Below are 11,636 nucleotides of genomic sequence, written 5' to 3'. Positions count from 1 at the left end.
GCCTTAGCGTTTCAGAATGACGGCCGCGGTGCCGCTGAGCAGCGCCACAATTGCCGCAAAGATGGCCCAGCCGGCGCCGGCCAGCCACCAGATGACACCCAAGACCACGAGCACCGGCGACAGCGCGAAGAGCACCAAGACGGGGTGCTGCCGGATCACTTGGAGAGCACTCGACGCGCGTACCCGGTCGACTTCCTTGCCTGGCATGTCATCAGAATGCCAGACAACGGGCCAGTTAGCCCCCCTCCTCGTCGTCTTCGTCCATCAGGAGTTTTTCGGAATGGTGGTAGGTGTTGGTGCGGGGTTGGCCGTGGTCCAGGTGGGGTGGGGGGATCCATTCGGTGTCGCCTTGGGTGTTGGTGCGGGTGGTGTAGCCCTGTTCGGCTAGGGGGTGGTGGCCGCCGCAGGCCAGGGTGAGTTGGTTGATGTCGGTGGTGCGGGACTGTGCGTAGGGGATGACGTGGTGGACTTCGCAGTAGTAGCCGGTGACGTCGCAACCCGGTGCGGTGCAGCCGCGGTCTTTGGCGTACAGCACGATGCGCTGGGCCGGGGAGGCTAGCCGTTTGGTGTGATGCAGCGCCAGGGCGTTGCCGCGGTCGAAGATGGCCAGGTAGTGGTGGGCGTGGCGGGACAAGCGGATGACGTCGGACATGGGCAGCAGGGTGCCCCCGCCGGTCAGGCCTGTGCCCGCGGCGGCTTCGAGGTCTTGCAGGGTGGTGGTGACGATGATGGAGGCGGGTAGGCCGTTGTGCTGGCCGAGATCGCCGCTGCACAGCAGCGCCCGACACGCCGCCAGCATCCCGTCGTGGTTGCGTTGGGCGGCCGAGCGCAGGTCGTGGCGGACCGCGTCTTCCGACGGTGCCCCCGCCACACACGGGGTGTCGTCGTCGGGGTTGCACATGCCTGGGGCGGCCAGTTTCGCCAGGACTGCTTCTAGGGTGGCGCGGGCTTCGGGGGTCAGGTAGCCGGTCAGCCGTGACATGCCATCGACGTCTTGCTTACCCAGCGTGACTCCGCGGCGGCGGGCGCGGTCGTCGTCGGTGTAGTCGCCGTCGGGATGTAGGCAGTCCATCAGGCGTTCGGCGAGTTTGGCCAACTGGTCGGGTCGGTACTGACCGGCCAGCCGCGCGAGATGTTCCTCGGCCTTCTCCTGGGTCTCCACGTCCACATGGGCGGGCAGGTGCTTGACGAAATCCCGGATCACCCGCACATGACCCTCACCAATGGAACCGGCGCGCTGCCCGTGGGCGGTGGCGGTGAGGTAGGGCGCCAGGGTTTGTCCGGTCAGGGTGTGGCGCTCGCCAAGGTCGGCGGCCTCGGCGAGGCGCCGGTTGGCTTCGGCGCGGGTGATGTGCAGCCTGCTGGCCAAGACCGAGGGCAGTCGGCCGCCCAGCTGGGCTGGATCGGCTTGTTCGGCAAGCAGATTGAGCACCGCGTGCTGTGCTGCGGGCAGTCGGCGCGCGACCCGCTCCAGGCGCAGCGCCACCCGCATCAACTCCGGAACCGTCAACTCCGCACACGACAGGTCCAGCAGGTCGTCGGTGACAGCATCGAGCCGGTCCAGCACCCCGACGATGGTCTCCCGATCCGAACGCATGTTCGAATGATATCCCGGGCCACCGACACATCAACGACGTTATCCTCAGGCAAGGCTTTGGCACACAAGATGATTCGATACGTTCCCTGAACCCGGGTGCACGGGAGTGGTTGACCCACTTGGTCAAGCATGGGAGTTTCACTACACCGCCGCCAGAAGCTCCTCGAAGTCCGTTAGACACCAGGAAGGTCCGCCATGACCGACGCGCCCGTCACCGTCCTCACCGAGGACGCGAGCTGGAACCTGCTGAGCAGCGTCGCACTCGGGCGCCTGGTTACCAGCTTCGCCGGTGAGCCGGAGATCTTCCCGGTCAACTATGTCGTGCAAGGCCGGACCGTGTTATTCCGCACTGCCGAAGGCACGAAACTGTTCTCAGCAGTGGCGAATCGAGCAGTGGTCTTCGAAGCCGACGACCACAATGTCGAAGAAGGCTGGAGCGTCATCGTTCGAGGGCGCGCCCAACTCCTCAAGAACGACGCGGACATTCAGCAAGCCGAACGGGCGCAGTTGTTGCCCTGGACGGCAACTCACAAACCCCACTACGTGCGAATCAGCCCGTCGGAAATCACCGGCCGCGCATTCAAGTTCGGCCCCGAACCCGACGGCGACCTACCGGGTCACAGTCCCTGAGCGTCCGGCGCGAATCTCCAGTTGTCCGGATTCTTCGGCGAATACACCACCGGAAGCACCTGTCCGACGGTCGGCCATTGGTCGACGCTGACGGCCATGCGTTGGTACACGGCATGTTCACTGACGGTGGGGCCGTTGATGACACCGGCGATGGTGACGAATTGCTCGCCGGGCGCGTCTGGCCGCTCGCTGACGCCCGTCACCAGCAGCGTCCCACTCGCCAGGGCACCGCGGGGGCCTACCGGTATGAAGCGCGGGGCCAGGAAGACGACGAGTACCGCAACCAAGATCAGCAACACGCCTAGTTCCCATCCCACGTGACCATGGTAGGACTGCTCGCATGAGCCCAACCAACGATCTGCGTTTCGCGCTGGCGTTGGCCGACCGCGCCGATGTGCTGACCCGCGCTCGCTTCGGTGCGCTGGATCTGCGCGTCGACACCAAACCGGATCTGACGCCGGTGACAGATGCCGACCGGGCGGTCGAATCACAGTTGCGTGAGGCGATTGCCCGCGACCGGCCCGGCGACAGCGTTCTCGGCGAGGAATTCGGCGGCACCACCACCTTCACCGGACGCCAATGGATACTCGATCCGATCGACGGCACAAAGAATTTCGTGCGCGGAGTGCCGGTGTGGGCCAGCCTGATCGCACTGCTCGACGACGGCGTTCCCATCGTCGGAGTAGTGAGCGCGCCGGCCCTGCAGCGGCGCTGGTGGGCCGCGGTGGGGCAGGGCGCATTCGCTTCGGTCGCCGGCGCACAATCCCGGCCGATCACCGTTTCGTCTGTGAGGCAACTGGATTCGGCGAGCTTGTCGTTTTCCAGCCTTTCCGGATGGGCGCAGTTGGGCCTGCGGGAACGCTTCATCGAACTCACCGACGCGGTGTGGCGGGTGCGCGGTTACGGCGACTTCTTCTCCTACTGCCTACTCGCCGAAGGTGCGGTGGACATCGCCGCCGAACCAGAGGTGTCGGTATGGGATCTAGCGGCCATCGACATCCTCGTGCGCGAGGCCGGCGGGCAATTGAGCGGTCTTGACGGCACCCACGGCCCGCACGGCGGAAGCGCCGTCGCAACCAACGGCTACCTGCACGAACAGGTGATGAGCCGACTGCGCGCCGATGTGAAGTAATTAACACGGGACTATTTATCTTACTCCGGAGTAAGATACGGTTATTCGCATCGCCCCAACGACAGAGGCTGCCGATATGACCAACACAATTCCCGCCAAGACCGACTCGCCCACGCGCAAGAAACGCCGTGGCCGTAGCAACGGCGTCGGGCTAGAACCCCACAAACGCACGGGCGTCGACCTCGCGATCGCATTCCTCACCCCGATCATGGGTCAAGAGTTCCTGGACAAGTACAACCTGCGAGGTCCGCTCAACCGAGGCCTGCGCTTCGGCACCAAGACCTTGTTCTCCACGACGGTCAAAGCGGCGCGGCAATTCCAACGGGTGCAGAACCTGCGCGGTGCCCCCACCCGGCTCAAAGCCAGCGGCAAGGACTACTTCGACCTCACCCCCGACGACGACCAGAAGATGATCGTCGAGACGGTCAATGAATTCGCAGCGGAAATCTTGCGGCCGGCAGCACCCGACGCGGACGCAGCGACGACCTATCCCCCGGACCTGATCGCCAAAGCCGCCGAACTCGGCATCACCGCCATCAACATCCCCGAGGACTTCGACGGCATCGCCGAACACCGGTCCACCGTGACCAACGTGCTGGTGGCCGAGGCGCTCGCCTATGGCGACATGGGACTGGCGTTGCCGATCCTGGCTCCCGGCGGAGTCGCCGCTGCGCTGACCCACTGGGGCAGCGCTGACCAGCAGGCCACCTATCTCAAGGAGTTCGCCGGGGAGAACGTGCCGCAGGCGTGCGTGGCGATCGCCGAACCCCACCCGTTGTTCGACCCCACCCGCCTGAAGACCACTGCCGTGCGCACCCCGTCGGGTTATCGGCTGGACGGCGTCAAGTCGCTGGTGCCGGCCGCCGCGGACGCCGAGTTGTTCATCGTCGGCGCTCAGCTCAACGGGAAGCCGGCCCTGTTTATCGTCGAAGCCGGCACCAAGGGCCTGACCGTCAAGCCCGACCCCAGCATGGGTATTCGCGCGGCCGCCCTGGGCCAGATCGAATTGTCCGGAGTCTCGGTACCCCTCACCGCCCGACTGGGTGAAGACGAGGCCTCCGACGAGGACTACTCCGACGCGCTGGCCCTGGCTCGGCTGGGTTGGGCGGCACTGGCCGTCGGCACTTCGCATGCGGTCCTCGACTACGTCGTCCCTTACGTGAAAGAGCGAGAAGCGTTCGGCGAGCCGATCGCCCGTCGGCAAGCCGTGGCCTTCATGTGCGCCAACATCGCGATCGAGCTCGACGGGCTGCGGCTGATCACTTGGCGCGGCGCATCACGCGCCGAACAGGGCCTGCCGTTCGCGCGAGAAGCGGCACTGGCCAAGCGCCTTGGCACCGACAAGGGCATGCAGATCGGCCTGGACGGCGTGCAGTTGCTCGGCGGCCACGGCTTCACCAAGGAACACCCGGTCGAGCGCTGGTACCGCGATTTGCGAGTCATCGGCGTGGCCGAGGGCGTCGTCGTCATCTGAGTCTTCTAACTGAAAGATCAATCATGGCAATCAATCTGGAGCTCCCCCGCAAATTGCAGGCGGTCATGACCAAGACCCACCAGGGTGCCGCCGAACTGATGCGGCCGATCGCCCGCAAGTACGACCTGAAAGAGCACGCCTACCCGGTGGAGCTGGACACCCTCTTCAATCTCTTCGAGGGCGCGTCGCAGTCGTTCAGCTTCGCCGGAGCCGACGCGCTGCGCGGTCCCGACAGCAAAGAGGACAACCACAACGGCGCCAACATGGCCGCGTTGCTGCAGACGTTGGAAGCCAGCTGGGGCGACGTCGCGATGATGCTGTCCATCCCCTACCAAGGCCTGGGCAACGCCGCCATCTCCGCGGTCGCCACTGACGAGCAGCTGCAACGTCTGGGCAAGGTGTGGGCCGCGATGGCCATCACCGAACCGGGATTCGGATCCGACTCGGCGGCCGTGTCGACGACAGCCACCCTGGACGGGGACGAATACGTCATCAACGGGGAGAAGATCTACGTCACCGCGGGCTCGCGCGCCACCCACATCGTGGTGTGGGCCACGCTGGACAAGTCGAAGGGCCGTGCGGCAATCAAGTCGTTCATCGTGCCGCGCGAGCATCCGGGCGTCACGGTGGAACGACTCGAGCGCAAGCTGGGCATCAAAGGCTCTGACACCGCGGCCATTCGGTTCGACAACGTCCGCATCCCCAAGGACAACTTGCTGGGCAACCCGGAAATCGAAGTCGGCAAGGGTTTTTCGGGAGTCATGGAAACCTTCGACAACACCCGGCCCATCGTCGCCGCCATGGCCGTTGGGGTGGGCAGGGCGGCCTTGGAGGAGATCCGCCGGATTCTCACCGAAGCCGGCGTGGAGATCGACTACGACAAGCCGAGCCACGTCCAGACCGCCGCCGCGGCCGAGTTCCTGCGCATGGAGGCCGACTGGGAGGCAAGCTACCTATTGTCCTTGCGGGCGGCCTGGCAGGCCGACAACAACATTCCCAACTCCAAAGAAGCCTCGATGAGTAAGGCCAAGGCCGGCCGCATGGCCAGCGATGTGACCTGCAAGACGGTCGAATTAGCCGGTACGACGGGGTATTCGGAGCAATCGATGCTGGAGAAGTGGGCGCGCGATTCCAAGATCTTGGACATCTTCGAGGGCACCCAGCAGATCCAGCAACTGGTGGTCGCCCGCCGATTGCTGGGCTTGTCCTCCTCGGAACTCAAGTAGCCTGCAGCTCAGCGCAACTCGATCGTCACAGCGGTCGGATGGCCGCGGAGAACAGCGCGGCCAGCCCGAATGGATCGTGCACGTCGAGACGTGGGTCGTCGATGTCGAGTCGGCGCAGCATCAGTCGCGCAATGTCGTCGTCGCTACCCGAGACACGGCATAACCGATCGGCATTTCTGCCCGGTATCCACGCCGTTCCCGTCCACGTCACGCCCATCAACGCGGCCGGAGCGTCGAGTGCGAGCGCGAACGCGGGAGAATCAACCGGAGCCGCCTGCCGCAGTAGGTAGTGATCGCCGAAGCCGAACAGCGCCGAAAGAGTCGCCGCGCTGAACGCTGTGTCGGGCCGTCCGGCCGCAACCTCGAGATCGTTGCGGTGAACCCCGAATTCGACGACCAAGCTTTGCAGCGCCACGGCGACAGGCATAGTCCCGAAGGGGGTGGGAACGGCCGGCCACCGGGGTGGACCCAGGGCGAGCGCCGCACGCAGGTGCTCGGCCGCCAGCCGTACCGCTGTCGCATAGTCGGTGCTGTCGAGCGTCACCTCCCCGGGCGGTGAGGAGATGGCCAACCGCGCCCGATGGAACGCTTCGGCGTCCCGAAACGCACCGGTGGCCACATGGATGGCAAGATCGGCGACCGTCCACCCACGGCACGGGGTCGGCAGTCCGAAGTGTGTTGTGGTCAACTCCTCGAAGATCTCGGCGCACGCCTGCAACTCACCGGCCACATCCTCGAGCAAGGACGCCAACGCTGGGGTCACGTCTTCTCCAAACCGGTGAGGATGCGGTTGATTTCGGTGATTGCGTGGCGATGCGCCACTTTGACGTCATCTGACCTGGCCACCGTCATGGCCGTTTCACACAGGGCACCGAACAGGAAGTGCGCAAGCGGCCCCGACGGACGAGAAGCGATTCGACCGGCTTCGGCAGCGCGCGCGATGCCCACTTCCATCATTTCGAGCAGCGGAGCTTCCAGGCGGCGGGACTCCTCCCACCCGATCGCGGCGAATGCGTCGAGCACCACGATGCGTTGCACATCCGGATCGAGGCACTCGTCGAGGAAGGCGCGACATCCGGCCTTGAACGCATCCCACGGATCCCGTTTGCGCGCATACGCCTCGGTGACGGGACCGGCCATTCGCTCGACCTCCCGCGCGAAGACGGCGGCGAACAACTGTCGTTTCCCGTCGAAGTGGTGATACACAGCGCCCTTGCTGACCCCGGTCGCCGCGGCGACGGCCTCCAAAGACGTCGACTCGTAACCGTCGCGGGCAAACAACTGTCTCGCCGCGTCAACGATCGCTGCCGTGGTCGCACCGGTGCGCTCTTCCTGTGTGCGTCTCATCGGCGCATTACCCACCGTCTGGTTCGCTTTCGAACACCAAACCCGCCGTTCACAGCACTCGGTAGATGCGGTAGTCAATGTGGTTGGGCGACAGGATGTTGTAACCGAGTGTCACCAAGCCGCTCAACCACGCGTAGCGTTCGTCGGCAGTCTCGAAGGTCGGAGTCGTACGAATGTAGGACTCCGTGAAGGACACCGTCTCGCCGGCCGCGAGCCGGTCCAGGGCGCCGGCCGGAACCTTGATGATGCCGCGCGTCTCACAGTGGATGAGCGCATCGTCGCGGGTACGAATCGTCGCACGCACGTCCACGCGTCCCGTGCCGTCGCTTCCTACGAGCAGCCAGTCACCGCCACCGGGCAGGATCTCGCCTGCCAGCCTAGGCCCGTCGATGGTGCCGCCAGTCGTGATGAACGTCATGCGCAAGCCCACCGCGGTGGCGATGATCTGCGCCGGCTGCAGGTCCACATGCATGTCGAACAGGTGCTCGGCAGGCAGCGCGTCGACCGAGGGCAGCTGTTGCACCGCCGTGAGCGCCGTCATCGACCAGCTCCCCCCGCGGCGGCCGGAATTTGGCCCGCGTCAACGAAGCTGTCTTTCCGGACCACGAGGCCGTCCGGGGACAAGTCCACGAGGTCACGGCAGTCGAAACGGCGGCCACCCGAAATCAGTGCCCAGTCCAGCACCCAATGGTCCGTGCCGTACCGCACTCGATAGATCTCGAAGGCGAAATCGGGGAAGCGGGCGAAGATCTCGGCGAACGCGGCCCGGGCAGCAGTTCGCCCGACGACGGGTTGAGTGCCCGCATGCATCCAGAATCGGGTGTCCTCGGTGTGCAGAGACGCGATGGCGTCCGGATCTCGTGTCCTCCAGGCGGCGAAGTAGCGATCCGCGATATCGCGCACGTCAAGCTTCTGTTCGATCACGACCGCCCTTAACTTACCGACCGTTGGTATCAAAAACCTACCACCGGTCGGTAAGTTCACACAAGGGCAACAGCGCAGCTTCATCCCCCTGCCCGGACCAGCTCGGCGAACGCGTGCGCCGCGGCGTCTACGCCGGCGTGGTCGTCGGTGGCGAGAAGGTCGAGAAGCAGACCACGCATGACTGCCAGGCCAAGGCGAGCCCGCGCGGGGTCAGCCGTTCCCGCCTCAGCGAGCCATGTCTCTACGGCTCCTGGCAGCATCCGCGCGAACGGCTGCTCGCCTTGGAGACCGCGGGCATAGCACTCGAAGAACAGGCGCTCGAACGGGCGCAATTCGGGACGGCGGAGATCAGCCCACATGGCTCTGACCGCCGCGGCGGGCTCGGCTGGAAGTTCGCGAAACAAGGCTTGCTGCCGACGCTCGACCTCATCGACGATCGCCAGCAGAAGCTGGTTCCGGGACCCGAAGTGATGCAGGAGCATGCGGTGGCTGACGCCCACCGCGGTCGCCACGTGACGCAGGGACCGGTCGCCGATGCCGCCTTCGGCGTATTCCTTGACCACCGCGTCGAGTAACTGCTGGCGCCGCTCGAGGTCAGGCGCTCGGGCCATCACCGTGTCGCTGTTCACTGCGCGCTTTGAGGCCCGCTGCCTCCAATTCGAGGTAGCGCCTTGTCATCCCACGCATCAGCAAGCCCACCATGGCACCGATCGGCCCACCTTGATCGAGCCGCTGTCGCACCAGGGTCCGCTGCGGCGACGCTGCGATGACGTCATGCCGGGCCCCGGTCAAACCGCCGGGCGCACGCTGCGTCCAGGTCCACGAGGCTCCCGGCGCCAACTCGACGACCTCCCACACCAGCTTCGGCATGCGCGGCTGCTTGATCTCGAACCGCTTGCCCACGGCCAGGTCCGGCCCGTTGAGACCCACCAGCCGGGTGACGGACGCCGTCCATTCCGGCCAGTGCTCTACGTCGCTGAACACATCCCAGACGACGGCGGCAGGTGCGTTGATCGTGATCTCCGACTCGCTGATCATGTACCAAATGGTACATGAATGCGGGACCACGCAGGTGGTGCCGGTCGCGGTCACATTTTCCTGCCCGCATCGGTCGAGTAGATGACGGCCACGCCATAGCAGGAGGAGTCAACACGACCGCTCTTACCCTGACCAAGCCGACAGCCACCGGACGTGCCTCCCGACAGCTCGTTGCGTATTGGGTGACGACTGTCGTGCTGGCATCGGAGATGCTGGCTGGGGGCATGTGCGGGATCCTGCGGATCCCGTTTGCCCGCGAGATGGTGCACCATCTCGGTTATCCCAGCTACTTCGATGTCCTGCTGGGTGTTTGGTACGCGTTGGGGGGTTTGGCTCTGCTCTCCCCCGGACTTCCGCGGCTCAAGGAGTGGGCTTACGCCGGCGCGACCATCGTCTACACCGGCGCGGTCGTGTCACACCTGGCGGTCGACGACCCGCTACACACGTTGGTGGGACCGCTATTGTTCCTCGTCCTCACCCTCACCTCCTGGGCTTCGAGGCCGCCGTCGCGGCGGCTGCCTTCGCTCGCGCAGACCGCGCTGGACTCCCCCCGAGTCGTGAACCGTTGACGGAGTCCGCTGCGAGGCGCCGGGCGAATCAGTCGACCACTCCGTCGTGCAGTTCCTGGAACAGTTCGGCGTTTCGGCTGTAGTCGACCGGGACGTCGATGACGGTGACGCCGGGTCCGGTCAGCGAACGGTTGAGCGCGTCGGTCAACTCGTCCATGGTGTCGACTCGAATCCCGTTGGCGCCGAACGCGCCGGCATATTGCGCAATGTCGTAATCGCCCAGCGTCACACCGGATTTGCGGCCATACTTGAGCACCTCTTGGAACGCCACCATGTCGTAGGCGTTGTCGCGCAGAATGATATGGGTCAGGCTCACTCCCAGCCGGGTAGCGGTCTCCAATTCCTGTGCGCTGAACAGGAATCCGCCGTCACCGGAGATCGACACCACTTGGCTGCCCGGGCGCACCAGCGCCGCCGCGATGGCCCACGGCAACGCAACTCCGAGCGTCTGTTGCCCATCGGAGAACAGCAACCGCCGCGGCTGGTAGACCCGGAAGTGCCGCGCCGTGTAGATGTAGTGCGACCCCACATCACAGGCGACGGTGGCATCGTCGTCGATGAGCTCACGCACCTTCAGGACGATGGCCGCCGGGTTCAGCGCCCCCTTACCTACGGCGTGGCTTCTTGCCTCGTCGTCGATTCGGCGTAGCTCCTCGCGCTGTTGGGCGACAGCGGTGCTCGCCGCGTCACAGAGCCGTAGACCGGTGAGCAGTCGAGTGAGTTCAGCCAAGGTCGCGGCGATGTCGCCGCGCAGTTCCAGACTGGGCTGGTAATGGTTGTCCAAATCGGCCGGTACCTCGTCGACATGGATGACAGTCCGGTTCGGATCGTCGTTCCATAGCCGCGGGTCATACTCGACCGGATCGAAGCCGACCGTCACCAGCACGTCCGCTTGCCCAATGAGTATGTCTCCGGGTTGGTTTCGGAAGAGGCCGACGCGTCCCACGAAATGGTCTTCGAGCTCACGTGACACCACACCTGCTGCCTGGAAGGTTTCCACCACGGGCAGGTCCGTGGCGGCGAGCAGATCCCGCAATGCCGCACACGGCTTCGGATCGCCGGCCCGGATCCCGACGAACAGCACGGGACTGGTTGCGCCACGGATCATTTCGGCCGCCTGCTCGATGGACGTCGAGGGCGCGGGGCCGAGTCGGGCCACCGGTGTGGGCCGGACGATCGCCGCGGTCGTCAGTGCGCTGGACACGTCGGCGGGCAACACGACCGCCGCTGCCCCGCGCGGCACGGTCGTCGCGGCGCGGATCGCGTTGGCGACGGCTTCCGGCACGTTGTCCGGATCGGTGACCTCACCGGTGAACTTGGTGAACGGCTTGAGCGCCGCAACAGCTTCCATCGACTGATGCGTACGCTTGAGCCGGTCAGCACGAGCCACGGCACCGCAGATCGCGATCATCGGATCCTGCTCGGTGGTTGCGGTCACCAGGCCGGTCGCCAGATTGGTGGTACCCGGGCCCGAGGTGACCAGCGCGGCTCCCGGGGTTCCGGTGAGTCGACCCACCGCGGCCGCCATGAACGCGGCGTTCTGTTCGTGGCGACACACCACCAGTTCGATGTCGCTGTCCAGCAGGGCGTCGAACACCGCGTCGATCTTGGCGCCGGGCACGCCGAATACATACCGGATTCCGTAGGCGCTGAGGGTCTCCACCACTCGCTGCGCCGACCGGACCGCATCGCCAGCCAT

General features: G+C 65.4%; 15 protein-coding genes. 5 read left to right on the top strand and 10 right to left on the bottom strand.

Annotated features, from left to right (window positions below; translation table 11 throughout):
* Positions 1-3 precede the first annotated feature (3 nt).
* Entirely contained in the window at positions 4-207 is a 204-nt protein-coding gene (locus I2456_RS07655; protein ID WP_085074110.1) for a hypothetical protein, read from the bottom strand.
* Positions 208-235: 28 nt separating this feature from the next.
* A complete protein-coding gene (locus I2456_RS07650) occupies positions 236-1,597 on the bottom strand; it encodes an HNH endonuclease signature motif containing protein (protein ID WP_163703809.1) in 1,362 nt (453 codons plus the stop codon).
* Between the two features lie 195 nt (positions 1,598-1,792).
* Here I2456_RS07650 and I2456_RS07645 point away from each other — a divergent pair, with 195 nt between their 5' ends.
* On the top strand, positions 1,793-2,227 hold the full coding sequence (locus I2456_RS07645) for a pyridoxamine 5'-phosphate oxidase family protein (RefSeq protein ID WP_085075527.1): 435 nt from the start codon (positions 1,793-1,795) through the stop codon (positions 2,225-2,227).
* On the opposite strand, the gene I2456_RS07640 is transcribed toward I2456_RS07645, so the two are convergent.
* Entirely contained in the window at positions 2,215-2,544 is a 330-nt protein-coding gene (locus I2456_RS07640) for a hypothetical protein (protein WP_068026329.1), read from the bottom strand. The genes I2456_RS07645 and I2456_RS07640 overlap by 13 nt on opposite strands.
* A 23-nt stretch (positions 2,545-2,567) precedes the next feature.
* Here I2456_RS07640 and hisN point away from each other — a divergent pair, with 23 nt between their 5' ends.
* The 3 genes from hisN to I2456_RS07625 all read left to right on the top strand — a co-directional run bounded on the left by hisN (position 2,568) and on the right by I2456_RS07625 (position 6,059).
* Positions 2,568-3,359: a histidinol-phosphatase gene (gene hisN / locus I2456_RS07635; RefSeq protein WP_068026332.1), complete on the top strand. Its 792-nt coding sequence runs from the start codon at positions 2,568-2,570 to the stop codon at positions 3,357-3,359.
* A gap of 76 nt (positions 3,360-3,435) precedes the next feature.
* Positions 3,436-4,833: an acyl-CoA dehydrogenase family protein gene (locus tag I2456_RS07630; protein ID WP_085075528.1), complete on the top strand. Its 1,398-nt coding sequence runs from the start codon at positions 3,436-3,438 to the stop codon at positions 4,831-4,833.
* Between the two features lie 23 nt (positions 4,834-4,856).
* A complete protein-coding gene (locus I2456_RS07625) occupies positions 4,857-6,059 on the top strand; it encodes an acyl-CoA dehydrogenase family protein (RefSeq protein WP_068026341.1) in 1,203 nt (400 codons plus the stop codon).
* A 25-nt stretch (positions 6,060-6,084) separates the two neighbouring features.
* Here I2456_RS07625 and I2456_RS07620 read toward each other — a convergent pair whose 3' ends face one another.
* From I2456_RS07620 to I2456_RS07595, 6 genes are all read right to left on the bottom strand, one after another.
* Complete coding sequence (locus tag I2456_RS07620; RefSeq protein WP_241007889.1) at positions 6,085-6,822, bottom strand: maleylpyruvate isomerase family mycothiol-dependent enzyme; 738 nt, start codon at positions 6,820-6,822, stop codon at positions 6,085-6,087.
* Positions 6,819-7,406, bottom strand: coding sequence for a TetR/AcrR family transcriptional regulator (locus I2456_RS07615; protein WP_085075529.1), 588 nt, complete (start codon positions 7,404-7,406; stop codon positions 6,819-6,821). Before I2456_RS07615 ends, I2456_RS07620 begins: the two co-directional genes overlap by 4 nt.
* Positions 7,407-7,455: 49 nt before the next feature.
* Entirely contained in the window at positions 7,456-7,947 is a 492-nt protein-coding gene (locus tag I2456_RS07610; protein ID WP_085075530.1) for a DUF3237 domain-containing protein, read from the bottom strand.
* Positions 7,944-8,330 (bottom strand): nuclear transport factor 2 family protein, encoded by a 387-nt coding sequence (locus tag I2456_RS07605; protein WP_207547469.1) that lies wholly within the window; start codon positions 8,328-8,330, stop codon positions 7,944-7,946. The genes I2456_RS07610 and I2456_RS07605 overlap by 4 nt, the downstream gene beginning before the upstream one ends.
* Before the next feature lie 80 nt (positions 8,331-8,410).
* Positions 8,411-8,941 (bottom strand): TetR/AcrR family transcriptional regulator, encoded by a 531-nt coding sequence (locus tag I2456_RS07600; protein WP_082952085.1) that lies wholly within the window; start codon positions 8,939-8,941, stop codon positions 8,411-8,413.
* On the bottom strand, positions 8,925-9,368 hold the full coding sequence (locus I2456_RS07595) for an SRPBCC family protein (protein ID WP_085075532.1): 444 nt from the start codon (positions 9,366-9,368) through the stop codon (positions 8,925-8,927). Before I2456_RS07595 ends, I2456_RS07600 begins: the two co-directional genes overlap by 17 nt.
* Positions 9,369-9,550: 182 nt before the next feature.
* Between I2456_RS07595 and I2456_RS07590 the strand changes: the two genes are divergently transcribed.
* Positions 9,551-9,937, top strand: a complete 387-nt coding sequence (locus tag I2456_RS07590; protein ID WP_241007888.1) for a DoxX family protein — start codon at positions 9,551-9,553, stop codon at positions 9,935-9,937.
* Positions 9,938-9,965: 28 nt separating this feature from the next.
* On the opposite strand, the gene alsS is transcribed toward I2456_RS07590, so the two are convergent.
* Positions 9,966-11,636 carry an acetolactate synthase AlsS gene (alsS, locus tag I2456_RS07585; protein ID WP_085075533.1) on the bottom strand — a complete coding sequence of 557 codons (1,671 nt, stop codon included), beginning with the start codon at positions 11,634-11,636 and terminating at the stop codon, positions 9,966-9,968.

This window comes from Mycobacterium kubicae (genome assembly GCF_015689175.1).
GTDB lineage: Bacteria > Actinomycetota > Actinomycetes > Mycobacteriales > Mycobacteriaceae > Mycobacterium > Mycobacterium kubicae.
Note: the sequence above shows the minus strand (reverse complement) of the source record. Positions and strands in the feature narration are given on the sequence as shown.

Excerpts from the sequence above, each read along its gene's own strand:
- I2456_RS07655 (WP_085074110.1), bottom strand. The coding sequence starts at position 207 with ATGCCAGGCAAGGAAGTCGACCGGGTACGCGCGTCGAGTGCTCTCCAA.
- I2456_RS07650 (WP_163703809.1), bottom strand. The coding sequence starts at position 1,597 with ATGCGTTCGGATCGGGAGACCATCGTCGGGGTGCTGGACCGGCTCGAT.
- I2456_RS07645 (WP_085075527.1), top strand. The coding sequence starts at position 1,793 with ATGACCGACGCGCCCGTCACCGTCCTCACCGAGGACGCGAGCTGGAAC.
- hisN (WP_068026332.1), top strand. The coding sequence starts at position 2,568 with ATGAGCCCAACCAACGATCTGCGTTTCGCGCTGGCGTTGGCCGACCGC.
- I2456_RS07630 (WP_085075528.1), top strand. The coding sequence starts at position 3,436 with ATGACCAACACAATTCCCGCCAAGACCGACTCGCCCACGCGCAAGAAA.
- I2456_RS07625 (WP_068026341.1), top strand. The coding sequence starts at position 4,857 with ATGGCAATCAATCTGGAGCTCCCCCGCAAATTGCAGGCGGTCATGACC.
- I2456_RS07615 (WP_085075529.1), bottom strand. The coding sequence starts at position 7,406 with ATGAGACGCACACAGGAAGAGCGCACCGGTGCGACCACGGCAGCGATC.
- I2456_RS07610 (WP_085075530.1), bottom strand. The coding sequence starts at position 7,947 with ATGACGGCGCTCACGGCGGTGCAACAGCTGCCCTCGGTCGACGCGCTG.
- I2456_RS07600 (WP_082952085.1), bottom strand. The coding sequence starts at position 8,941 with ATGGCCCGAGCGCCTGACCTCGAGCGGCGCCAGCAGTTACTCGACGCG.
- I2456_RS07595 (WP_085075532.1), bottom strand. The coding sequence starts at position 9,368 with ATGATCAGCGAGTCGGAGATCACGATCAACGCACCTGCCGCCGTCGTC.
- alsS (WP_085075533.1), bottom strand. The coding sequence starts at position 11,636 with ATGGCTGGCGATGCGGTCCGGTCGGCGCAGCGAGTGGTGGAGACCCTC.